This window comes from Paraburkholderia sp. BR14374, assembly GCF_040948685.1.
Taxonomy (GTDB): Bacteria; Pseudomonadota; Gammaproteobacteria; order Burkholderiales; family Burkholderiaceae; genus Paraburkholderia; species Paraburkholderia youngii.
Genome location: NZ_JBFPKF010000011.1, coordinates 188,009 through 207,890, shown reverse-complemented (window position 1 = coordinate 207,890; position 19,882 = coordinate 188,009). Strand labels below are relative to the sequence as shown.

At 63.6% G+C, this 19,882-nt stretch carries 26 protein-coding genes; 16 read left to right on the top strand and 10 right to left on the bottom strand.

The window, feature by feature from the left end; genetic code table 11:
* Nucleotides 1-13: 13 nt before the first annotated feature.
* Entirely contained in the window at nucleotides 14-1,261 is a 1,248-nt protein-coding gene (locus tag AB3X86_RS24495; protein WP_368598014.1) for an acyl-CoA dehydrogenase, read from the bottom strand.
* Nucleotides 1,262-1,373: 112 nt separating this feature from the next.
* Between AB3X86_RS24495 and AB3X86_RS24490 the strand changes: the two genes are divergently transcribed.
* Nucleotides 1,374-2,264: a LysR substrate-binding domain-containing protein gene (locus tag AB3X86_RS24490; protein ID WP_368598013.1), complete on the top strand. Its 891-nt coding sequence runs from the start codon at nucleotides 1,374-1,376 to the stop codon at nucleotides 2,262-2,264.
* A gap of 157 nt (nucleotides 2,265-2,421) precedes the next feature.
* Here AB3X86_RS24490 and AB3X86_RS24485 read toward each other — a convergent pair whose 3' ends face one another.
* Together AB3X86_RS24485 and AB3X86_RS24480 are read right to left on the bottom strand one after the other, a co-directional pair.
* Complete coding sequence (locus AB3X86_RS24485) at nucleotides 2,422-3,612, bottom strand: pilus assembly protein TadG-related protein (RefSeq protein ID WP_368598012.1); 1,191 nt, start codon at nucleotides 3,610-3,612, stop codon at nucleotides 2,422-2,424.
* A 10-nt stretch (nucleotides 3,613-3,622) separates the two neighbouring features.
* Nucleotides 3,623-4,042: a TadE/TadG family type IV pilus assembly protein gene (locus AB3X86_RS24480; protein WP_368598011.1), complete on the bottom strand. Its 420-nt coding sequence runs from the start codon at nucleotides 4,040-4,042 to the stop codon at nucleotides 3,623-3,625.
* Nucleotides 4,043-4,493: 451 nt separating this feature from the next.
* Here AB3X86_RS24480 and AB3X86_RS24475 point away from each other — a divergent pair, with 451 nt between their 5' ends.
* Complete coding sequence (locus tag AB3X86_RS24475; protein WP_368598010.1) at nucleotides 4,494-4,997, top strand: flavin reductase family protein; 504 nt, start codon at nucleotides 4,494-4,496, stop codon at nucleotides 4,995-4,997.
* 19 nt (nucleotides 4,998-5,016) lie between these two features.
* On the opposite strand, the gene AB3X86_RS24470 is transcribed toward AB3X86_RS24475, so the two are convergent.
* Entirely contained in the window at nucleotides 5,017-5,478 is a 462-nt protein-coding gene (locus AB3X86_RS24470) for a hypothetical protein (protein ID WP_368598009.1), read from the bottom strand.
* Nucleotides 5,479-5,607: 129 nt separating this feature from the next.
* On the opposite strand from AB3X86_RS24470, the gene AB3X86_RS24465 reads away from it, so the two are divergent.
* The gene (locus AB3X86_RS24465) at nucleotides 5,608-6,114 is read left to right on the top strand and encodes a PRC-barrel domain-containing protein (protein ID WP_368598008.1); all 507 of its coding nucleotides are present in this window, start codon (nucleotides 5,608-5,610) and stop codon (nucleotides 6,112-6,114) included.
* A 100-nt stretch (nucleotides 6,115-6,214) separates the two neighbouring features.
* The gene (locus AB3X86_RS24460) at nucleotides 6,215-6,511 is read left to right on the top strand and encodes a hypothetical protein (protein WP_368598007.1); all 297 of its coding nucleotides are present in this window, start codon (nucleotides 6,215-6,217) and stop codon (nucleotides 6,509-6,511) included.
* Between the two features lie 18 nt (nucleotides 6,512-6,529).
* On the opposite strand, the gene AB3X86_RS24455 is transcribed toward AB3X86_RS24460, so the two are convergent.
* Nucleotides 6,530-6,778, bottom strand: coding sequence for a hypothetical protein (locus AB3X86_RS24455; RefSeq protein WP_368598006.1), 249 nt, complete (start codon nucleotides 6,776-6,778; stop codon nucleotides 6,530-6,532).
* Nucleotides 6,779-6,829: 51 nt separating this feature from the next.
* Here AB3X86_RS24455 and AB3X86_RS24450 point away from each other — a divergent pair, with 51 nt between their 5' ends.
* The 5 genes from AB3X86_RS24450 to AB3X86_RS24430 all read left to right on the top strand — a co-directional run bounded on the left by AB3X86_RS24450 (nucleotide 6,830) and on the right by AB3X86_RS24430 (nucleotide 11,946).
* Nucleotides 6,830-7,723, top strand: a complete 894-nt coding sequence (locus AB3X86_RS24450; RefSeq protein WP_176111434.1) for a LysR substrate-binding domain-containing protein — start codon at nucleotides 6,830-6,832, stop codon at nucleotides 7,721-7,723.
* A gap of 164 nt (nucleotides 7,724-7,887) precedes the next feature.
* Nucleotides 7,888-8,637: an SDR family NAD(P)-dependent oxidoreductase gene (locus AB3X86_RS24445; protein ID WP_176111435.1), complete on the top strand. Its 750-nt coding sequence runs from the start codon at nucleotides 7,888-7,890 to the stop codon at nucleotides 8,635-8,637.
* Between the two features lie 110 nt (nucleotides 8,638-8,747).
* A complete protein-coding gene (locus tag AB3X86_RS24440) occupies nucleotides 8,748-10,073 on the top strand; it encodes an MFS transporter (RefSeq protein ID WP_368598005.1) in 1,326 nt (441 codons plus the stop codon).
* A 32-nt stretch (nucleotides 10,074-10,105) separates the two neighbouring features.
* The gene (locus tag AB3X86_RS24435) at nucleotides 10,106-10,951 is read left to right on the top strand and encodes a transketolase (protein WP_368598004.1); all 846 of its coding nucleotides are present in this window, start codon (nucleotides 10,106-10,108) and stop codon (nucleotides 10,949-10,951) included.
* Nucleotides 10,948-11,946, top strand: a complete 999-nt coding sequence (locus AB3X86_RS24430; RefSeq protein ID WP_368598003.1) for a transketolase family protein — start codon at nucleotides 10,948-10,950, stop codon at nucleotides 11,944-11,946. Before AB3X86_RS24435 ends, AB3X86_RS24430 begins: the two co-directional genes overlap by 4 nt.
* 40 nt (nucleotides 11,947-11,986) lie before the next feature.
* Here AB3X86_RS24430 and AB3X86_RS24425 read toward each other — a convergent pair whose 3' ends face one another.
* Nucleotides 11,987-12,226, bottom strand: a complete 240-nt coding sequence (locus tag AB3X86_RS24425) for a hypothetical protein (protein ID WP_176121643.1) — start codon at nucleotides 12,224-12,226, stop codon at nucleotides 11,987-11,989.
* 361 nt (nucleotides 12,227-12,587) lie between these two features.
* On the opposite strand from AB3X86_RS24425, the gene phaZ reads away from it, so the two are divergent.
* Nucleotides 12,588-13,886: a polyhydroxyalkanoate depolymerase gene (gene phaZ / locus AB3X86_RS24420; protein WP_368598002.1), complete on the top strand. Its 1,299-nt coding sequence runs from the start codon at nucleotides 12,588-12,590 to the stop codon at nucleotides 13,884-13,886.
* 53 nt (nucleotides 13,887-13,939) lie between these two features.
* Here the strand turns inward: phaZ and AB3X86_RS24415 are convergent, their stop codons facing one another.
* On the bottom strand, nucleotides 13,940-14,254 hold the full coding sequence (locus AB3X86_RS24415) for a hypothetical protein (protein ID WP_368598001.1): 315 nt from the start codon (nucleotides 14,252-14,254) through the stop codon (nucleotides 13,940-13,942).
* 208 nt (nucleotides 14,255-14,462) lie between these two features.
* On the opposite strand from AB3X86_RS24415, the gene AB3X86_RS24410 reads away from it, so the two are divergent.
* Nucleotides 14,463-14,699 carry a type II toxin-antitoxin system Phd/YefM family antitoxin gene (locus tag AB3X86_RS24410; protein WP_368598000.1) on the top strand — a complete coding sequence of 79 codons (237 nt, stop codon included), beginning with the start codon at nucleotides 14,463-14,465 and terminating at the stop codon, nucleotides 14,697-14,699.
* Entirely contained in the window at nucleotides 14,699-15,076 is a 378-nt protein-coding gene (locus tag AB3X86_RS24405; RefSeq protein WP_013093781.1) for a type II toxin-antitoxin system VapC family toxin, read from the top strand. Before AB3X86_RS24410 ends, AB3X86_RS24405 begins: the two co-directional genes overlap by 1 nt.
* Before the next feature lie 8 nt (nucleotides 15,077-15,084).
* Here AB3X86_RS24405 and phbB read toward each other — a convergent pair whose 3' ends face one another.
* Nucleotides 15,085-15,831 carry an acetoacetyl-CoA reductase gene (gene phbB / locus AB3X86_RS24400; RefSeq protein WP_176111443.1) on the bottom strand — a complete coding sequence of 249 codons (747 nt, stop codon included), beginning with the start codon at nucleotides 15,829-15,831 and terminating at the stop codon, nucleotides 15,085-15,087.
* Between the two features lie 64 nt (nucleotides 15,832-15,895).
* The gene (locus AB3X86_RS24395; RefSeq protein WP_368597999.1) at nucleotides 15,896-16,246 is read right to left on the bottom strand and encodes a polyketide synthase; all 351 of its coding nucleotides are present in this window, start codon (nucleotides 16,244-16,246) and stop codon (nucleotides 15,896-15,898) included.
* 199 nt (nucleotides 16,247-16,445) lie between these two features.
* Between AB3X86_RS24395 and AB3X86_RS24390 the strand changes: the two genes are divergently transcribed.
* Nucleotides 16,446-17,285, top strand: coding sequence for a universal stress protein (locus AB3X86_RS24390; protein WP_368597998.1), 840 nt, complete (start codon nucleotides 16,446-16,448; stop codon nucleotides 17,283-17,285).
* A 23-nt stretch (nucleotides 17,286-17,308) separates the two neighbouring features.
* Nucleotides 17,309-17,812 (top strand): universal stress protein, encoded by a 504-nt coding sequence (locus AB3X86_RS24385; protein WP_368597997.1) that lies wholly within the window; start codon nucleotides 17,309-17,311, stop codon nucleotides 17,810-17,812.
* A gap of 43 nt (nucleotides 17,813-17,855) precedes the next feature.
* Here AB3X86_RS24385 and AB3X86_RS24380 read toward each other — a convergent pair whose 3' ends face one another.
* The gene (locus AB3X86_RS24380) at nucleotides 17,856-18,317 is read right to left on the bottom strand and encodes a universal stress protein (protein ID WP_176121419.1); all 462 of its coding nucleotides are present in this window, start codon (nucleotides 18,315-18,317) and stop codon (nucleotides 17,856-17,858) included.
* Nucleotides 18,318-18,565: 248 nt separating this feature from the next.
* Here AB3X86_RS24380 and AB3X86_RS24375 point away from each other — a divergent pair, with 248 nt between their 5' ends.
* Both AB3X86_RS24375 and fnr read left to right on the top strand, forming a co-directional pair.
* Nucleotides 18,566-18,973, top strand: a complete 408-nt coding sequence (locus tag AB3X86_RS24375; protein ID WP_368597996.1) for a response regulator — start codon at nucleotides 18,566-18,568, stop codon at nucleotides 18,971-18,973.
* Between the two features lie 16 nt (nucleotides 18,974-18,989).
* Nucleotides 18,990-19,772, top strand: a complete 783-nt coding sequence (gene fnr, locus AB3X86_RS24370; RefSeq protein ID WP_368597995.1) for a fumarate/nitrate reduction transcriptional regulator Fnr — start codon at nucleotides 18,990-18,992, stop codon at nucleotides 19,770-19,772.
* Nucleotides 19,773-19,882: the final 110 nt, after the last annotated feature.

Sequence of the window (19,882 nt, the reverse complement as noted above, 5' to 3'; positions counted from 1 at the left end):
GATGTCTGCGGGATTAGCGCCAATAGGCGGCAGCGGCGAAGTCGTTGACCTTGAATTCGGGCGCCGGCAGACCCAGAAGCGCCCGCGAATAAGCGCTCGCCGCGAGCTCCTTGCCGCCGGTGCCGTGCGTGCGCGCCGCCATCAGGTTGCGGAAGATCAGCTGCATCGGATTGGAGCTCTGCGAAGCCACTGCGCCGACCATCGGCCAGATGTCATGCAGGACATCGAAGCAGGCGGCGAACGAATCGGCCGATTCGAAGCGCACGCGCAGACGCTCCAGATGCGAAATCGGTTCGCCCTTGCAGGCTTGATCGAAAATATGCCGCCAGTTGTTCAGGGTCCGCGTGCGAATGTCGTTGAGGCGGGTCAACGCGTCCGCGAGCTTCAGATGGAGGATGGGGTTTTCGGCCAGGCGTGCCCCGGTGCCCATCTTCGTATAACGATTGCGGGACTGTTCAAGAAACAGGTTCACGCCTTCCAGCGCCGTGCCGATCACGGTATTGGCAGCCGTCGCGTAGAACACCGTCATCCACGACACGCCGCGATACAGCGGTGTCTGGATCGCCTCGTAGCCAGGGTTGATGTCGTTGACGACATCGACCATCACGTGGATGCGGTGATTCGGCACGAACACCTTGTTCGCCGTGACCGCCTTGCTGCCAGTGCCGCGCAGGCCCTGCACGTCCCAGCTGTCGTGGTCGATGACCAGGTCCTTGATCGGCACCAGGAAATTGCGCTCACCACCGCCGAGCACGACATAGTGCGCAAAATCGACGCCACTGGAGAAGGTCCATCTGCCATCGAGGATATAGCCGCCCTCGGTCGGTTCGGTCTTGCCGAGCGGCGCGTAAGAGCTCGAGGCACGGGCGTCCGGACCGTAGACGCCCCAGAAATCCTCGTGCATCTGCGGGTCCATCGCCGCGATTTCCAGGTTGTGGCAGACGATCTGGCCGGCGATCCACGCCGCGGAACTGTCGCATTGGGCAATGCGCATCAGGCCGTCGTAGAAGTCCGCCGGAGAGAGTTCCAGGCCGCCGTATTGCAGCGGCGTGAGGCTGCGGAACACGCCGGCATCGAGCATGGCCTCGACGCTGGCATCGGGAACGCGACACTCGCGCTCGGACTGCTCGCGGCCTGCGCGCAGCACCGGCAGGATCGCGTCGACAGCCTTCAGGAATGCCTCGCCCGCTTTCAGCGCGCGCTGGCGGTACGCTTCGCCCCCGGTGGCCGTGAAGGGTTGGGTTTCAATCACTGCGTTCATGTCGTCTCTATCGATGTAGTTCGAGTGAGCACAGTGTAGGTGGGGTAAGTACCCGATCTAAAACGATTCCTTGTACGTTAGAATGAGTTCAACTCATGCAAGAACGTATGAAATGAAGCGCCTTCCCTCTCTGACAGCCGTCAGATATTTCGAGGTCGCTGCCCGCCTGCAAAGCTTTACCGCGGCGGCCGCCGAACTCCACGTGACCCAGGGCGCGATCAGCCGCATGATCCAGACGCTCGAGGAACAACTCGAGGTTCGCCTGTTCGAACGCAATGGCCGCTGGATTTCACTGACACCCGTCGGCAGGGCCTATCACGAACAGATTACGGTGGGCCTGAACCAGATCGCCGAGGCGGGCAGCCGGCTGAAGGAAAGCGCAGACCAGTCGACGCTGATCCTTTCCGTCAACGTTGGCTTCACCCTCTGGCTGGTCCAAAACATCAGCGAGTTCCGCGCCAAATTCCCCGATATCCAGGTGGACGTGCTGGCCGAGGAACTCAAGGAACTTGATTACGACGCGCCCGTCCATGCCCGCATCCGTTATGGCTCACCCCCGTGGCCCGGTTACGATTCGATCTGCCTGCTCGACACGACCGAGGCGGGTGTGGTTTGCTCGCCGCGCATGAAGCAGCAGGTCGATGTGCATGAACCCGCTGACTTGCTCTCGGCCCCGTTGCTGAGTATTGCCGGCACGCGCGAAGAACCTTGGCAGAAGTTTTTCGAACAGCACGGGCTTCAGATGCCCAGCCTCGGCAAATCCCCGCGCTTTCTGCAGATGCTGATGATGCGCGAAGCCGCCATGTCAGGCCTCGGCTTCGGCTTGGTGCCCTTGTTCCTGTTTCGGCAGGACTTCCGGGACGGCCGGTTGGTGCAGGCCATCCCGCACACATGCACCATCCACCACGGGTACCACCTCCTTTACCGTAAGGGGGAGGACCTCAACCCGAAACTCAAGATTTTCAAGAAGTGGCTGTTGGCGCGGCTTCGAGCGTCGATATGAGTGCGTGGCCAGGGACACTGCGCACGGCATTGTCGAGTCAGCGACTATAGGTTGAGTCGCGCTGACTGAGTGTTGGCATCCTGATCAAATAGCGTTGAGGCGGGCTTCTGCTACGCCGCAGAATTGCCATGCCGTGAAGCGCGCCTCGATGGCAAGGTTACTGAACCAACCGGGGCATCATGATCGTCCCATAGTTGGGGCCGATGCCGTCCATCTGGCTGTTTTTGCAGTAGTTCGGATCGTTGCCCATCTGGACGGTGATCAGTGCGTTGGTGCCGCTGCCTGTCTCGTTCAGGATGTGCAGGCACCCGAATGCGACGATCGGCGGGGTAGTCCCTTGTCCCCCCGTGACGTCACTGACCACGGCTACCGTCACCCAGGCACAACTACCCGCCGAACCCGCCGGGATCTGACTACACGCAGCAACATTGTGGAACGCATGGCTATTCAGGCCCGTTTCGAGATAGATCGGTTGGCCGATAGACATCGGACTCGCGTTTCCGCTCGTCATCAACCCGACTATGGCGTCGGAACCAAGCTGGCTGTTAGCAGAAGAGAGGGACGTCCATTGTCCTGCGTTGCAATTGGCGGCCTGGTACGACGCTCTGATCCCGAAGATGTACGGTTGGCCGATCGTCTGCGCAATAGGCGAGGTGGTGCTCGGAGCTGCTTGGGGGTCGGTTGTACTGGTAGCAAGCTTGGGGGAGTTGGTCGCCGAATTCCAGTAGGAGTTGTACAGGCATTGCGACATCACGACCGGGAACAGTGCCCCAACTTCAGCGGTTCCCGGACTAGCCACGACCGCAGTCGCCGTCGCACTCGTCTTCAGCGACGCGATGTTCAGCACTTGCGCCAGATACATCGGGACGCTCCCGTTGGAGTCGGTCCCATCCTTGTGCACCGTCACCTGGACCGCAGGCACGATCTTTCCACTTGCTACCGGCACGGTGGCCTGGGAGACACCAGCCGCAACATTGGTCACATTCACATAGCCCGTGGTGACATCCGACGTATGCAACTGCACGGCCGCCCCCTGCACGTTGTTCTTCGGCCCGAACGAAACAGCCACGGTCTGCGAGTCGTTCCAATCCGGATTGGCGGCGCTCGCGTTGTTGCAGCTAGCGTTGCTGGCTTGGGTATAGAGGCACTGTGCCCCTGCAAGCGCCGCGGCGTCGGCGGCAGTCTGTGCCTGCGTGCGGGCCACCATCAGGTTGCCAATGTCGATCGCGAGCGCCGCGAAGCTGAGGAGCAAAAGCAGCAGCAAGGCGACCATGATGGCCACCGCGCCCTTCTGCTCCTTCATCGATTTGACGCGGCGCTGAGTACGCAGGGTATGGACGTTACGCATGATGTTCTTCTTATTCGTTATTCATCGTGGCCGTGGAGCTCAACGTGATCGGCCCAGTCAACGGGTTCATCAGGGGGCCGAGCAACAACCCCGTGAACGTGTACGAGACCTTGACCGCCAACGCGGTGCCGAACGACCCGCCTGCGTTGGTCACCGAGACCGATGGCGCGGGGTTTTTCGCCGCAAACGAAATCAGGTACGAGGACGTATAGCCGGTCACGACGCTCGTAATGTCCGTGGTCGTGGGTCTGGGACTCGTTAGCACGATGCCCGCCCGCGCGCCCTCCCTGGCGGCGTTGGTGATGACAGCTTGGTCGTACAGAGCCAGGCCGAACTCGACGATTCCGAACACAATCAGCAACAGAAGCGGAAGTACGAGCGCGGTTTCGACGGCCACCGCACCCTTTTGCTTTTTTTTCAGGTTCATCATTTGACTCCGTAGGCGGTCACGCACATTCGCCGACCGCATCCTGTTCGCTAAAGCTTGCGCTCTGCTCCGGACGCTGATTCGGTGGACGCGATATTGTATTTCGCAACGGCGCGGCTAGCGCCAGGAAATCGAAGTTACGGTGACTGAACGGCAACGAGCCAGCACACATCGAGGTAACATCGATGACGTGGTACGTTTGAAATATGATGGAATCGCGACGCTGCTCTTCGCTTGATTTCTCATGATGTCCCCCGACGATGAGTGCCACACTCCGCATGTGACTGCTGAATGCGAAGGGCCTCGGGAAGCCATCTGGTTGTCATTTTGGCTTCCGTTTATAGCTTCAAAGCATACGAGCCAAAGCGGGAAATTCTGCGCGCTGCCGCACAATTCTGCTGCAATAGCGGCAAAGCGGCGATCGACGACAACACATTGGAATGGTTCATCCCCTATGAGCAACAGGATCGCGCAGCTTTTCCGGCATCTGACCTCAGGCGTATATGTGATCGGCGTAGCGGACGGCGAGCGCCGCAATGCGTTCACCGCAAGCGCGGTGATGCAGGTTTCGTTTGCACCATTGCTCGTCGCGCTCGGCATCAGTCCCGAGCATCAGTCGTACGAACTGCTGCGCAGCGGCGCGGTGTTTGCGATCAGCGTGCTGCGCGCGGATCAACAGAAGCTCGCCGAGCACTTCGGCACGCAGTCGGGCCGCGCCGTCGACAAGCTCGCGACGACTCGCTGGCGTACCGGCGTGACCGGCGCGCCGCTATTGGTCGATGCGCTCGCGCATTTTGAGTGCCGGGTGGTCGATGACATCGCGGCGGGAGATCATCGGGTGGTGATCGGGCGTGTCGTCGATGGCGCGCTAGCCGGCGCGGGCGGAAAGCCGCTGATCTATGCGCAGACCGGCAATCTCGATATGAGCGAGGACCTTTATCCCGGGGCGTTTTCGTAGTGGGTGGTGTGCCGGCTGCTCAATGCCAGTGCCCGCCATGTCCTCCGTGCCAGTGGCCGTAGTAGCCGCCATGATGATAGCCACCGCCCCAGTAGCCTCCGATCACCACTGACGGTCCCCACCATCCGTAGTAGCCAGCCCATGGATAACCGTATGGGTAGCCGTAGGGATACCCGTAATAGCCCGGATAACCGTAATACCCGGGATAGCCGTAATAAGCAGGCGCAGAAACCGCGACATAGGTGCAATCCTGTCCCGACAACGGCAAATCGTTTGGCGCCGGATTCGCGCCGGCCGTTCCGCTTGCCGGCGTAGGCGCGTTGCCGGTCGCTGATTCCGCGGTGGCGGTGGCCGCCCCGCTGGTGCAGGCGTAGTAACCACCCGCTCCCGGATAGTACGAATACGGACCGTAATAGACGCAGCCACACAGCGCAAATACGCCCGCCACGCCAGTGCATAGACCAACGATTCCACAACGCATGATCGCTCCCCCTCTGCGGGCGCAGCGCAGCCGTCTCGACACGGCATGGTTTTATTCTAGCCGTCGAATCTTGCATCAGGTACGCGCCTTGCGGAATGCAGATATTCCGTGGAAATCAGGAGTTTCGACATGGACCTGCCCGATCCTCTCGACCCGAACGCCCCCTCGACTCCCGCACAGCCGGCCGCCGGCGCACGTATCGCCGGCGGTGGCGTTGGCGATGGTCCCGGACCCGAGGTTATGGCCGCCGCCACGCTCGACGGCAACAAGGTAATGTCTTCCGATGGCCAGGACCTCGGCAAGATTTCCGACATCATGCTCGACGTGCGCAGCGGCCGCATCGCGTATGCGGTGCTGACGGAGGGCGCGATTCTCGGCATCGGCGGCACCTTGCACGCAATTCCGTGGCGCGCGCTGACGCTCGACACGGACCGCAAGTGCTTCCGCCTGGACGCCACGGCCGAGCAGGTGAAAAGCTCGCCGGGCTTCGACAAGGACCATTGGCCGGCGATGGCCGATCGCGCGTGGGGCGCGTCAGTGCACCAGTTCTATCATCGCGAACCGTACTGGGAAGCCACACGCGGTGTCGTCGAAAGCGATCCCGCCGTACGTATCGATCCGACCACCGGGATCTGAAGAAGGCCCTCGTCCCGGCGCTCCAGCACCGCTATCTCACGCACGCCACCGTCTTGCGACGAGCACACGAGGCGCGGCGCGCGGCAAAGGAGAAACGACGATGAGCCGACGCGCACTAATCAATCGAAAGAACATATCCTTCGTCGCGTGGGTGGCAATCGGCACGGGTTCGGTGTTTCTCAGCCTTGCGCTTCCGCTGCCCGCGCTGGGCGCATTCGTAGTCGGCGCTTGTTGCGCGTATGCCGGGCGTTCCGGCCGGTGGCAGAGCGGGCATCCGGTCGCCGGCTTGCTGGAGCGCAAGCAACCAGAGGTCGTCGACGACGTGAATCAGCAAGCACCGGCGACGAATTCGACGCGCGAGGCGAGCGAGACGGAAGACGAAGCGGCGACGCGTTGAAGCACCGCATTCGCACGCTCATCGCCGGGCGGCGATCAAGTCGTAGCGTTTGAGCAGCGCATAACCGCGAAGCTTGCGCATGCCGTCAGGCGGCACAATAGGCGTATGACGGATGTCGAGCGAAGCTCGCTTGACTAGCGCGAACGCCGCGCAGACCGCGTGCGGCGAAGGAAAAACGGATAATGCGCGGCAGTCTGTCTCCTGCGCAGTGGTGCACTGCGCCATATCGGTATCGGTGCGGCTTACGGGCAGAATGGCAGTGCGCATCACTCGCGAACAAGGCGGTCTCCTTCCACTGCAACTGAAAAAAATTTCACTATGCGCATCCCACCGCTGAAGGCGATCATCGCGTTCGAAAGCGTTGCCCGCACGAAAAGCGTAAATCGCGCGGCCGACGAACTTGGCCTGACCGCGTCGGCGGTGAGTCATCAGCTGAGCAACCTCGAATCGATCATCGGGCAGGCGCTGTTCCAGCGCTCCGGCCGCGGACTCGTGCTGACGCCGACCGGCGAGCGTTATCTGGCCGACGTGACGGGCTCGCTCGCGGACCTGAGCCGCGCGACCGAACGCGCGTCGAGCCGTACCGACGTCGAGATCCTGCGCGTGCATTCGAGCCCGAGCTTCGGCCTGATGTGGCTGCTGCCGCGACTGTCGTCGTTCCAGGAAGCGAACGACGACATCCAGCTGAACGTCGCCTGCTCATACGAAAACGTGTCGTTCTCGAACGGCTTCTACGACATCGACGTGCGCCACGGCTACGGCAACTGGACCAACGTCGAAGTCAAAACGGTGCGCGGCGAGTTCATCGCGCCGCTCGCGTCGCCGAAGTACCTCGCGCAACATCCGGTGAAGACGCCGGAAGACCTGCTGTCGCATCGGCTGATTTATTCGGAGTCGCCGCTCGTGCAGTGGAAACAGTGGTTCGGCAGGACCGGTGTCTCCGCCGCGCACAAGACCTTCGACTTCTCGTTCGACCGCTCGTACATGTCGCTCGAAACCGCGGCACTCGGGCTCGGCATCGCGCTCGAAAGCCTGATGCTCGCATCGGTGAAGATACGCGAAGGCCTGCTCGCGCCCGTGTTCGACGCCAGCTTCGCGGTCGAAGTCGGTGCCCATCATCTCGTCTATCCGGCGCAGAACGCGGACCTGCCGCGCGTCGAGCGCTTCCTTGCGTGGATCGAGCGCGAAGCGGCCGCCGACTTGCGGGGCTGAATCCGCGTTTTCGTTCGCGTCCGGCTGCACGCGTGGCACAGGGCCGCGCGTGCGCTCCATCCGTCATCTGAATTTTTCTCAGCTATTGCTGAACGTTTCCGCGTTGATGCGGGCGCCTCGCGAGCCGACACTCTGGGCACCAGTCAACATACAGGAGACAAACCATGTTGCTCGAGAACCGGACCATCATCGTGACGGGTGCGGCGTCGCCGCGAGGCATCGGCAAGGCCACGGCCCGCGCGCTGGCCGCGCAAGGCGCATCCGTCGTGATCCTCGATCTGCGCCGCGAAGATGCGCAAAGCGCGGCCGCCGAGCTCGGCGCGAAGCATCTCGGTCTGGCTTGCGACGTGACCGACAAGGACGCCTGCATCGCGGCCGCGCGCGAGACGCTGCAGCGCTTTGGACGCATCGACGGTCTCGTCAACAACGCGGGCATCACGCAGCCGGTGCGCACGCTCGAGATCGGCGGCAAGGACTTCGACGCGATCGTCGACGTCAATCTGCGCGGCACGCTGTACATGTCGCAAGCGGTACTTCCGGCGATGAAGGAGCAGAACGGCGGCAGCATCGTCTGCATGTCGTCGGTCTCGGCGCAGCGCGGCGGCGGCATCTTCGGCGGCCCGCACTACAGCGCCGCGAAAGCGGGCGTGCTCGGTCTCGCCAAGGCGATGGCGCGTGAATTCGGCGCGAACCATATCCGCGTGAACTCGATCACGCCGGGCCTCATCCATACGGATATCACGGGCGACAAACTGACGCCCGCGATGCGCGAGGACATCATCAAAGGCATTCCGCTCGGCCGGCTCGGTGACGCCGCGGACGTCGCGAACGCGTGCCTGTTTCTGCTGAGCGACCTGTCGAGCTACCTGACGGGGATCACGCTCGACGTCAACGGCGGCATGCTGATTCACTGAAACACCGCGCGCCGCCAGACGGCGCAAGCAACGCACCCGGGACACTATCCGGGGCACGTGGCCGCGGGCACGCGCAGCAGCGCCTGCCGTGGCGCACATAGGAGACATCGATGAAAGCGAAATACACCGCGACCGTTGCCGGCGACGTGATACCGCGAAACGACGAACTCACGTTCGAAGCGCGGACCTATGCGAAAGTCGCCCGGCGGCTGATTCCATTCCTGATGCTGTGCTATCTCGGCGCGTATCTGGATCGCGTGAACGTCGGCTTTGCGAAGCTGCAGATGCTCAACGATCTGCAATTCAGCGAAACGGTGTATGGGATGGGCGCCGGCATCTTCTTTCTCGGCTACTTCCTGTTCGAGGTGCCGAGCAACGTCATTCTTCATCGCGTCGGCGCGCGCCGCTGGCTTGCGCGAATCATGCTGACGTGGGCCGTCATCTCTGCGAGCTTCGTGTTGGTCAGAACGCCTACCGCGTTCTATGTGCTGCGGTTTCTGCTCGGCGTAGCCGAGGCCGGCTTTGCGCCCGGCGTGATCCTTTACCTGACCTACTGGTTCCCGGCGCAGCGCCGCGCCAAAGCGTTGTCGCTGTTCTTCATGGCGATTCCGCTCGCGGGCATCATCGGTGGACCGCTGTCCGGCGCGATCATGCATTCGCTGCACGGCGCGCTGTCGATGTCGGGCTGGAAATGGCTGTTCCTGCTCGAAGCGCTGCCGTCGCTCGTGCTCGGCATCGCGATTCTGCTGTATCTCGACGACGGCATCGCCAAAGCGAAGTGGTTGAACGATGCGGAGAAAACGCTGCTCGCACGCAACGTCGCGAACGATGCGCAACAGACGGTCACGCACGTGTCGATTCGCGACTTCATCGGCGACCGGCGCCTGTGGCTGATGGCCGCGATCTACTTCTGCGTGGTGCTGGGCCAGTACGGCCTGACCTTCTGGCTGCCCACGATCATCCGCAAGGCCGGCGTCGCCGATCCGTTGTGGGTTGGCCTGTTCACCGCGATTCCGTATCTGTGCGCGATCGTCGCGTTGCCGCTGATCGGCATGAGCGCGGACCGTCGCCGCGAGCGCCGCTTTCACCTGGCGATTCCGATGCTGGTCGCCGCCGCCGGCTTCGCGACCTTGCCGCTGCTTGGCAGCGTCGGCGCGTCGATCGTGTGCCTGAGCGTCGCGTCGGCAGGCATTCTGGCTTCGTCGTCGCAGTTCTGGTCGCTGCCGACCGCGCTGCTCGGCGGCATGTCCGCGGCGGCCGGTATCGCCGCGGTGAACTGCTTCGCGAATCTGGCGGGCTTCTTCTCTCCGGCGATCGTCGGCTGGCTCAACGATCTGACCGGCAAGTCCACCGCCGGGCTGATCTTCATTTCCGCCGCGGTGACGCTGGGTGCCTTGCTGGTCTTTCTGGTGCCCGCGCGATCCGTGAACCGATGAACCTCTCTCTCGACCTGCTACAGGAGTTACCGATGGACACTGAGACCATCACCGAGTCGGTCACGCTCGCCGAGCGTGCGTACCGCATCCGCCGCAACGCGTTGCTGATGGGCGAAGTACAGGGCCAGGGCTATGTCGGCCAGGCGCTCGACATCGCCGACGTGCTGGCCGTCGCCTACTTCGGCGCCATGCATTACCGCGCCGAAGACCCCGAATGGGAAGGCCGCGACCGCTTCCTGCTGTCGAATGGCCACTACGCGATTGCTTTATACGCGGCGCTGTTCGAAGCAGGCATCCTGCCCGCCGATGAACTCGAAACCTACGGCAGCGACGACAGCCGTCTGCCGATGTCCGGCATGGCGAGCTACACGCCCGGCATGGAGATGTCGGGCGGATCGCTCGGCCAAGGGCTGACGATCGCCGTCGGCCGCTGCCTCGGATTGAAGCGCAAAGCGTCGGACTCCTTCGTCTACACGCTGTTCTCCGACGGCGAACTCGACGAAGGCGCGGTCTGGGAAGGCCTGATGTCGGCCGCGCACTGGAAGCTCGACAACCTGATCGCGATCGTCGACGTAAACAACCAGCAGGCCGATGGTCCATCAACGCAGATCATGGCGTTCGAGCCGCTCGTCGACAAGCTCGAAGCGTTCGGCTGGTACACGCAGCGCGTGGACGGCAACGACATCGACGCGGTGAAGCGCGCCTTCGATAACGCGCGGCATCACGACAAGCCGCAACCGCGCATCATCGTCTGCGATACGAAGATGGGCTGCGGCGTGCCGTTCCTCGAAGCTCGCGAGAAGAATCACTTCATCCGCGTCGATGCACACGAATGGCAACTCGCGCTCGAAGCGCTCGAAGCCGGGAGACAAGCATGATTACCGTTGCAAATAAGCCGCGCCTTAAAACCTCGGCAATGATCGCGTCGATTGCCGCCGAAGGACAGGTCACGCGTTCGGCGCCGTTCGGTCACGCACTGGTCGAACTGGCGCGCACGAAGGCGAGCGTGATCGGCATGACAGCCGATCTCGGCAAGTACACCGACCTGCATATCTTCGCGAAGGAATTTCCGGACCGCTACTACCAGATGGGCATGGCCGAGCAACTGCTGATGGGCGCGGCCGCCGGCTTCGCGCACGAAGGCGCGCAGCCGTTCGTCACGACCTACGCGGTGTTCGGAACGCGCCGCGCGTACGACTTCATTCATCAAACGATCGCCGAAGACAATCTCGACGTGAAGATCGTCTGTGCGTTGCCGGGCCTGACGACCGGCTACGGCCCGAGTCACCAGGCGGCCGAAGATCTCGCGCTGATGCGCGCGATGCCGAACATGACGGTGATCGATCCGTGCGACGCGCTCGATATCGAGCAGATGGTGCCGGCCATTGCCGCACACGAAGGGCCGGTCTATGCACGCCTGTTGCGCGGCAACGTGCCCGCCGTGCTCGACGAATACGACTATCGCTTCGAATTGGGCAAGGCGAAGCTGCTGCGCGACGGCAACGACGTGCTGCTGATCTCGTCGGGGATCATGACGATGCGCTCGCTCGAAGCCGCGAAGGCACTGGAAGCCGATAACATCGGCGTGGCGGTGCTGCACGTGCCGACCATCAAGCCGCTCGACACCGCGACGATCCTGCGCGAAGCGAAGCGCACGGGCCGCATGGTGATCGTCGCGGAGAACCATACGGTGATCGGCGGACTCGGCGAAGCCGTGGCGCGCACGCTGCTCAGCGCTGGAGTTGCGCCGCCGTTCCGGCAAATCGCGCTGCCCGACGCGTTCCTCGCCGCTGGTGCGCTGCCGACGCTGCACGATCTGTATGGCATCTCCACTAGCGCGATGACTACGACGATCAAAACGTGGCTCGATTGACGTCGCACGTTGTCATGACACCGCGCGGGCCTCATCGGCTTTACACCCCGATGGTCCGCGTCGTCTTCAGCGCGATCCATGTCATGCCTTCGCGCAGTCCTTCGAGTACCGCTTCTCTTTCCACGGCGAACACCTGCGATTGCTGAAAGGTGCGTTCGAAGTCACCTTCGGGCGACACATGTTTGACATGGATCGTCGCCTGAAATCCGCCTTCTGCCGCCTCCTCCGTATGGACACTCACGGACCAGGTTCCTTGCTGTGCGTTTGCTGATATAGCCATCGAATGCTCCTCGGGTTGTTGCGAGCGGCTACCACCGTCAGCGTAGGTCCGTGCAACGCCTGTCTCGTTGATCCAGGTCAAGCGTCGACGTGAACCGTGCGTCACGCTCGACGCCGATCGCTCGCCCGACGCCTTCAGCTTCGCTTCAGACTCACGCGAAATCGCGCGAAAATCCTGCCGGGAAAACGCGCAACGACCCGTGCATGCGACATGCTAAAGAGGCCGCCATGCACCGCACGCGCATCGATTTCGATGCCCCCGTCCCGAGGTTTCGCGGTAAGCTTTTGCGACGTACCCGCGTCACGAGGTGGTGCCGGTGCGGCAACGCTGCCCTCATGATCGACGAACGCCGGGTTTCATCATGTGGTACGCCTTTATCGACGCACAACAACGCCTCGCTCGCGCGATGGTCGGGGGAGTTCTAACCGAATCTGGGTCGATGCCGAGCGCGCAAACGGGCTGGCTCAGCCCGAATCATGCGACCGACGCATTCAGCCGCTGGCTGCTCCGGTCGACCTGCGCTATCGAGCGAACGCCGCCATTCGCGATCCACTCGGTTGGCGTCGACGGTCGCCGCGTGAGCGTCGACGAAAGCGTCGTCGCCTCGTTGCCGCTCGGCGCGCTGCTCAGGTTCAAGCGCAATCTGCCTGCACCACCTACCGACACCAAACCGCCAGTGCTGTTGTGCGCGCCACTTGCCGGACATCACTCGGTGATGCTGCGCGAGACCGTCGAGACGCTGCTCGAAGAACGTGACGTATTCGTGACCGATTGGACCGATGCGCGCGACGTTTCGCTCGAAGCGGGCCCGCTATCGCTCGACGACTACGTGCAGGCGCTCGACAGCTTCATCGGCACCGCCCGCACGTTCGGCTCGCCGGTTCATGTGGTCGCAATCTGTCAGGCGAGCGTGCCCGCGCTCGGCGCCGCGGCGCTGCTCGCCGTGGACGAGGCCGCCCCGCTCGCGAGCATCTCGCTGCTGGGCGGCCCGATCGATACCCGTTTGAATCCGACCGTCACGGACCGCTTCGCGAGTTCGCATACGCTCGAGTGGTTCCACGATCATGCGATCGATATCGTTCCACCGCCCTATCGCGGCGCGGGACGTCTCGTGTATCCGGGATTCATCCAGCAGGCCGCGATTTTTGCCGCGCATCCGGAGCGTCAGTTGCGGCTCGAAGCGGACTACTGGTCCCGCTGGCTCGCCGGCGACATGCCCGGTGCGCAGCAGGCACTGCGCTCGGCCAACGAGTATGCGGCGGTCCTCGATATGACGGAGTGCTACTTTTTCGACATGCTTCGCGTGGTGTTTCACGAACATCTTTTGCCGCGTGATTTATGGTCGGTCGCCGGGCGCCGGGTGCGGATCGCCGCGCTGCGCGATACCCCGCTGTGCACGATCGAGGGCGACAGCGACGAGATCACCGGCACGGCGCAAACGCATTGCGCGCATGCACTGTGCAATACATCGCCGATGCGGCCCGCGCGGCAGCTCACCATCGAGCAGTGCAATCACTACGATCTGTTCATCGGCCCGCGTTGGCGCGATGCGGTTTATCCGGGCCTCTGCGAATTCTGGCGCGATGTCGAACACGCCGCGTCGGAGGTTTGCCAGCCGCGCCGCGCGGCCAGGGGTTCGGCAGACCGCAGTTCGGCGTGAGGTGGCCGCGACAACGCCGGCAGTCCGCGCGTCACGTCGCGACGCCAGTTTGCTCAGTTCCCGCGCTCCGTGCCGATCGCAGCTTCGAGGGCCAGTTCCGCCACATCGAACGCGCGGCGGATCGCCGCTTTGGCGTCGTCGTCAGCGCAGTGCGCGATGGGCTTGAGTTCGCGCGCGGGCGTGACGAGATCGAGCCGCACGTCATACAGCGGACGCGCCGATCCGGGACGCAATGCCTCGATGGCGAGATGGCAGTGCGACACGAGCGCGCCAAACCGTGCGAGACGCACCAGCTGCGCACCTGCTTCCGCTTCGAGCGGTGCGGCACCCGCGAAGCCAAGGTAGACGATCTGCATGTCAATGCCCATCTTCGCCTCCCGTTGCCAGTGTCGAACGGACCTGTTCCACGCAGATGCAAGTCCAGGCGCTCGCTATGGGCTTATCTTGTTCCTGTCGGAGTGGCGGTCATTGACGTGGGTCAAGCGCGGTGAAGGCAGTGTGGCAATCAACTGGTGATAGTCGCTTGACCGCCATACCGGAGCGGACTAATATGGACTTAGTCCAGTAGGAGCAGTTATGCAGACAGTCAATATACATGAAGCAAAGACCCAGTTTTCGCGTCTCGTCGATGCTGCGGCCAGCGGCGAGGAGATCGTGATCGCAAAGGCCGGCAAGCCGGCAGCGCGGCTCGTACCGATGCAACATGCCAGGGCCGTTCGGCGGTTTGGTGGACTGAAGGGGAAAGTTCGCATTGCGGACGACTTTGACGCACCCTTGCCCGATGACGTTATCGCGGCATTCGAAGGCCGTTGATGCGACTCCTTCTCGATACGCACGTTTTCCTCTGGGCAGTCACGGACGATCGCAAGCTAACCAAAGCTGCCCGTAAGCTGATACTCGATGCAAGCGAGGTTTTCGTCAGCAGCGCGAGTATTTGGGAGGCCTCGATTAAAGCCGGTCTTGGAAAGCTCGAGGTGGACGTCAATCTCCTCGTTTCCGAGATCGAAGCGAGCGGCTTTCTGGAATTGCCGGTGCGGGCAGTGCATGCCGCTCTGGTTCGAGATTTGCCCGATATTCACAAGGACCCATTCGATCGGCTTCTGGTCGCACAAGCTCTTTCGGAGCCGTTGCGCTTGCTGAGTTCAGACGGCCATCTGTCGAAATACACAGACTTGGTTATCGCCGTCTAGGACACTCCTCAATGCATATGCATCCCACCATTGATCGCAATATCGGCACCAGTGATAAAAGCCGCTTCGTCGGAGCATAGAAACGCGATCAACGCCGCCACCTCGTCCGGACGTCCGAGCCGGCCGACCGGAATCTGCGGCAGGATCTTCGTGTCGAGAATCTCGCGCGGCACCGCTTCGACCATCGCGGTCGCGAGGTAACCGGGCGACACGGTGTTCACCGTAACGCCGTGCTTCGCGGTTTCGAGCGCAAGCGCCTTGGTAAAGCCGTGCACGCCCGCTTTGGCCGATGAATAGTTGGTTTGCCCGTAGGCGCCGCGCGAGCCGTTGACCGACCCCACGTTGACAATACGGCCGTGGCGCCGCTCGAGCATGCCGGGCAACAGCGGCTTGGTCATGTTGAACAGGCCATCGAGATCGGTGCGCAGCACGGCGTCCCAGTGCTCCTTGCTCATCTTCGCGAAGCTCGTGTCTTGCGTGATGCCGGCGTTGTTGATCAGCACGTCGACCGCGCCTAGTTCGGTCAGCACGCGTTGCGCGCAGCGCGCGCAGGAATCGAAGTCGGCGATGTCGGCTTCATATGCGTGAAAGTCGCGCCCCGTGTCGCGCTCGTGCTGCAGCCAGGTGGGCACGTGATCGTTGTGCGTCGAGTGCGTCACCGCGACCGTCATACCCGCGTCATGAAGCGCCCGGCTGACCGCCGCGCCCAAACCGCCCATCCCGCCTGTGACCAATGCCACGCGATCCGTTCCCATCTGAACTCCTCCTTGCCGTGTCTGCCATTGACGGTGCGCGCGCCGGCTGTGCCGGCCCGCGCGGCTAAACGACGCCCGCGAACGGCAGCGCGTTCTGCGAGCTCCACCACCACGCGCTCAGGCCGCCCGCGAGCGGCGCGACGCCCGGCGCGATGCCGTACGCCGCCTGCCACCACGCATACCACGCGGCGCAAGCGCGGTTCGCCTCGTCGAACCACTCCGCCTCGCGCTGTACCGCAAAGGCGATCGGCTTGCTCCAGTCGGCGAAGCTCCGCGCCGCGTACTCGCGCGCCGCGCGCTGCGCGGTCTGATACGCCGACGCGTAATCGAACCAGCCTTCGGGCTGTCCGGATGCCGTCGAGGTCCATGGTGAAGCGAAGCGCCCGAGCGGCGCATCGAATTCGGAAGCCATCATCGCTGCCCTCCAGAGCACAGCATAGGATTGCCAGGCGCGGTTGCAAACCGTCGAGCGCGTCTGCCACCGTATCGAGCTCGCGACGGGCCGCGCTTGATCTGCATCAACAGCCTCGCCCGCAGGGCCCATAGACTCCATTTGACGACGGGCGCGAGCCCGCTTGCGCCCGTTTCCCGCGTTCTGTCACGGAGCTTTGGCGATGAGCTACAAAAGCATTCTCGTTCACCTCGATACGAGCGTTCGTGCACATCCGCGCCTCGAGATCGCATTGCAGCTCGCACACCGCTTTCATGCGACGCTGACCGGCCTGTTTTCGACGTACGTGCCGCCGCAGCACGCGTTCTTCGTGATGGCCGGCACCGCCGACTACTATGCGGAGCACGAGCGCCGGCGCCACGAGCGTGCCAGCGCGCTGGAGCGGCTGTTTCGCGCGGAACTCGCGCGCGCGAACGTCGATGGCCATTGGATCGCCGCGAACGGCTACGCGAACGACGTCGTGCCGCCCTATGCGCGGGTCGCCGATCTGATCGTGCTCGGTCAGACCGACCCGACCGACCCGGACGCGTTCGTCGCCGAACAGTTCGTCGAGCACATCGTGCTGTCGGCCGGGCGGCCGGTGTTGCTGGTGCCGTCGAGCGGCACCTTCGCGGCGCCGGGCCGCCACGCGCTGATCGCGTGGGACGGCAGCCGCGAAGCGACCCGCGCGATCCACGACGCGCTGCCGTTCCTCGCGCACGCAGCCAAAGTGACGCTGCTGACGGTTCATTCGTCGGCCGATCGTCCGCCGCAGGGCACGGCTGCCGGCGACGACATCGCACTCACCGTCGCGCGTCACGGCGTCAAGATCGACGTGCGCGAGCTGAGCGTCGCGGACCGCGCGCCGGTCGGCGACGCGCTGCTGTCGCAGGCGGCCGAGCTCGGCTGCGACCTGATCGTGATGGGCGCCTACGCGCATTCGCGTCTGCACGAAGTCGTGCTGGGCGGCGCGACGCGCACGATGCTCGAATCGATGACCGTGCCGGTGCTGTTGTCGCACTGAAGTGCGCGCTTAAGGAGCCCGCCATGTTTCACCGCCTACTCGTCGCGCTCGACGGCAGCGCCACGGCCTCGCGCGCGTTCGACGCCGCGCTGACCCTCGCCGCCGGATCGGGCGCCGAGCTGATGCCGCTGTACGTGATCGACGTACCCATCATCGCTTACGACGCGCCCGGCTTCGACCCTTCCACGATCGAGGACGCGTTCATCGAGGAAGGCAAGCGGATCGCGGCCGACGCGCAGAGCCGGATGAGCGCACGCGGGGTCAAGGGCACGGCCCGCACCGTCGAAGCCGCGACCACCGGCGAAGACATCGCGCATCGCATCGTCGAGACGGCGCGCGAATGGCACGCCGATGCGATCGTGATGGGCACGCACGGCCGCCGCGGGTTTCAACGGCTGTTGCTCGGCAGCGTCGCCGAGCGCGTGTTGCGCTGCGCCTGTTGCCCGGTGCTGATGATTCCCGCGCAGGCGAGCGGCGCGACGCGCGTCCAGCCTGCCCCGAACAGCGCCGCCAGCGGACCCGCCTGAGCAAACTCACCTGAGCCGCTAGAAACTGGCTCTGCGCGGCGCTTCAGGGCCGAGGGTGGGCTTGTTCGTCATGCCGCACGATCAGCACCGGTATGTCGGTCGACCGCACCAGCGACTCCGCGACGCTGCCGAGCAGAAAGCGCTGCACGCCACGGCGGCCATGCGTGCCCATCACGATCAGATCGGCCTGGATTTCGTCGGCGACGCGCGCGAGCACCGCCGACACGTTTTCGGCGTAAGCGTCGATCACCCGCACGCCGCCCGGCACCTGCGCCTCGCGCAACAGCTCGCGCGGGCCATCGAGCGCGCGGCTGGCGAAATCTTGCGCCGCGCCCGCCGGTTCCGGCTCGAAAGCCACGTCGGCATTGTCCGACCACTTGCCGTGCCCCACCACGCAGCAGGCTTCGAGCGTGGCGCCCGTCAGCTTCGCGAGCTTCAGCGCCTCGGCGAAGGCGCGCTGCGCGCTGGGACTGTCGTCGAGTGCAACCAGAATTCGTGCATACATGTCGGACTCCCTCTGAAAGCGCTGGCATGACCCGAAGTGGTGCCCTCGCGCGTTTGCACCGACAGTGTGAAGCGCGCCCCGCCACGCGGCTTGACGCAGGTCAACGGGCCGCCGCTCGGTGCGGCCGCTGCTGGGCGGCATCGCCAGCAACCCACTAGGAATATTCCTACAACCAACACCTGAACTCCTAGCACCGCTTAAAGCGCTGCCGATATATTTCCAAGATTAGGTCGCCAATACTGGTCGGTATGGACACCGCCCCGTCAACCACCTTATCGAGAATCTTCCTCGTCGACGATGCGGTCGAGGTCCGGCGCCGGCTTGCTTGCCTGATCGCGCTGATTCCCGGCATCGAAATCGCCGGCGAGTCGGCGGGCGTCGAGCACGCGTTCGACGACATCGTCGCGAGTCGCGCCGATGTCGCGGTGCTGGACCCGTGCTTCTCGGGCAAGACCGACCTCCTGCTGCTCGCTGCGCTAGCGCGGGTGCGGCCGTCCATCGTCAGCATCGTGCTGACCAATCATGACGCGACGGCGTTTCGCCGCGCGTGCGAAGCGGCGGGCGCCGACTTCTTCTTCGACAAGACCTCGGAGTTCGAGCTCGCCTGCCGCGCCATCGAAGCGATTGCCTATGCGCGTCGTGCGCATCGGGTCTGACCGCCAGGAGCCGATCATGCAAGTTGCCGCAGTCCGTGAACCCCGCCACGACGCGCCTCGCACCTCGCACGCCGTACCGAGCCACGTCGCGCCCAGCACCGCGGCGGCACGCCACGCCGTCACGCGCTGCTCCACCTGCGCGATGCGCGCGATGTGCATGCCGCCCGAGCTGACACCGGACGAACTGAGCCGGCTCGATGCGTTGATCTGCTCGACGCGCTCGATCAAACGCGGCGACGCGCTGTATCGCGCGGGCGACGAGTTTCAAAGCATCTACGCGATACGCGCCGGCTCATTCAAAACCGTGGTCATGCATCGCGACGGTCGCGAGCACGTGACGGGCTTCCAGATTGCCGGCGACTCGCTTGGCCTCGACGGCATCGGCGAGGGCAAGCAGAATTGCGATGCGATTGCGCTCGAAGATAGCGTCGTGTGCATCATTCCGTTCGCGCAGCTCGAGGCGATCTGTCGCGAGATCAAACCGATGCAGCATCACATCTATCAGATGATGAGCGGCGAGATCGTGCGCGAATCGAGCCAGATGATGCTGCTCGGCACGATGACCGCCGAGCAGCGCGTCGCGACTTTTTTGCTGAATCTGTCGAAACGCTTCAAGGCGCGCGGCTTTTCCGCGGCGGAGTTTCATCTGCGCATGACGCGCGAGGAAATCGGCTGCTTTCTGGGCATGAAGCTCGAAACGGTGAGCCGGATGTTCTCGAAGTTCCAACGCGAGCACCTCGTCAAGGCGAACGGCAAAACGATCCGCATCGAAGACCCAGAACGACTGGCTCGGGTCTGAGCGCCGGCGCGACGCTCGCCCCACGTTCGTTCGCGGGACATGCCGGGTGGAACAGGCGCTCCTGAACTGATATAACTCAGTGCGTTGCGGTACGCGACCTTGCGTGGCCG

Coding starts and splice junctions, on each gene's coding strand:
- fnr (WP_368597995.1), top strand. CDS start 18,990: ATGCAAGTTGCCGCAGTCCGTGAACCCCGCCACGACGCGCCTCGCACC.
- AB3X86_RS24480 (WP_368598011.1), bottom strand. CDS start 4,042: ATGATGAACCTGAAAAAAAAGCAAAAGGGTGCGGTGGCCGTCGAAACC.
- AB3X86_RS24465 (WP_368598008.1), top strand. CDS start 5,608: ATGGACCTGCCCGATCCTCTCGACCCGAACGCCCCCTCGACTCCCGCA.
- AB3X86_RS24385 (WP_368597997.1), top strand. CDS start 17,309: ATGTTTCACCGCCTACTCGTCGCGCTCGACGGCAGCGCCACGGCCTCG.
- AB3X86_RS24440 (WP_368598005.1), top strand. CDS start 8,748: ATGAAAGCGAAATACACCGCGACCGTTGCCGGCGACGTGATACCGCGA.
- AB3X86_RS24405 (WP_013093781.1), top strand. CDS start 14,699: ATGCGACTCCTTCTCGATACGCACGTTTTCCTCTGGGCAGTCACGGAC.
- phbB (WP_176111443.1), bottom strand. CDS start 15,831: ATGGGAACGGATCGCGTGGCATTGGTCACAGGCGGGATGGGCGGTTTG.
- AB3X86_RS24390 (WP_368597998.1), top strand. CDS start 16,446: ATGAGCTACAAAAGCATTCTCGTTCACCTCGATACGAGCGTTCGTGCA.
- AB3X86_RS24430 (WP_368598003.1), top strand. CDS start 10,948: ATGATTACCGTTGCAAATAAGCCGCGCCTTAAAACCTCGGCAATGATC.
- phaZ (WP_368598002.1), top strand. CDS start 12,588: ATGTGGTACGCCTTTATCGACGCACAACAACGCCTCGCTCGCGCGATG.
- AB3X86_RS24395 (WP_368597999.1), bottom strand. CDS start 16,246: ATGATGGCTTCCGAATTCGATGCGCCGCTCGGGCGCTTCGCTTCACCA.
- AB3X86_RS24495 (WP_368598014.1), bottom strand. CDS start 1,261: ATGAACGCAGTGATTGAAACCCAACCCTTCACGGCCACCGGGGGCGAA.
- AB3X86_RS24415 (WP_368598001.1), bottom strand. CDS start 14,254: ATGGGCATTGACATGCAGATCGTCTACCTTGGCTTCGCGGGTGCCGCA.
- AB3X86_RS24410 (WP_368598000.1), top strand. CDS start 14,463: ATGCAGACAGTCAATATACATGAAGCAAAGACCCAGTTTTCGCGTCTC.
- AB3X86_RS24475 (WP_368598010.1), top strand. CDS start 4,494: ATGAGCAACAGGATCGCGCAGCTTTTCCGGCATCTGACCTCAGGCGTA.
- AB3X86_RS24380 (WP_176121419.1), bottom strand. CDS start 18,317: ATGTATGCACGAATTCTGGTTGCACTCGACGACAGTCCCAGCGCGCAG.
- AB3X86_RS24485 (WP_368598012.1), bottom strand. CDS start 3,612: ATGCGTAACGTCCATACCCTGCGTACTCAGCGCCGCGTCAAATCGATG.
- AB3X86_RS24455 (WP_368598006.1), bottom strand. CDS start 6,778: ATGCGCACTGCCATTCTGCCCGTAAGCCGCACCGATACCGATATGGCG.
- AB3X86_RS24425 (WP_176121643.1), bottom strand. CDS start 12,226: ATGGCTATATCAGCAAACGCACAGCAAGGAACCTGGTCCGTGAGTGTC.
- AB3X86_RS24435 (WP_368598004.1), top strand. CDS start 10,106: ATGGACACTGAGACCATCACCGAGTCGGTCACGCTCGCCGAGCGTGCG.
- AB3X86_RS24460 (WP_368598007.1), top strand. CDS start 6,215: ATGAGCCGACGCGCACTAATCAATCGAAAGAACATATCCTTCGTCGCG.
- AB3X86_RS24470 (WP_368598009.1), bottom strand. CDS start 5,478: ATGCGTTGTGGAATCGTTGGTCTATGCACTGGCGTGGCGGGCGTATTT.
- AB3X86_RS24490 (WP_368598013.1), top strand. CDS start 1,374: ATGAAGCGCCTTCCCTCTCTGACAGCCGTCAGATATTTCGAGGTCGCT.
- AB3X86_RS24375 (WP_368597996.1), top strand. CDS start 18,566: ATGGACACCGCCCCGTCAACCACCTTATCGAGAATCTTCCTCGTCGAC.
- AB3X86_RS24445 (WP_176111435.1), top strand. CDS start 7,888: ATGTTGCTCGAGAACCGGACCATCATCGTGACGGGTGCGGCGTCGCCG.
- AB3X86_RS24450 (WP_176111434.1), top strand. CDS start 6,830: ATGCGCATCCCACCGCTGAAGGCGATCATCGCGTTCGAAAGCGTTGCC.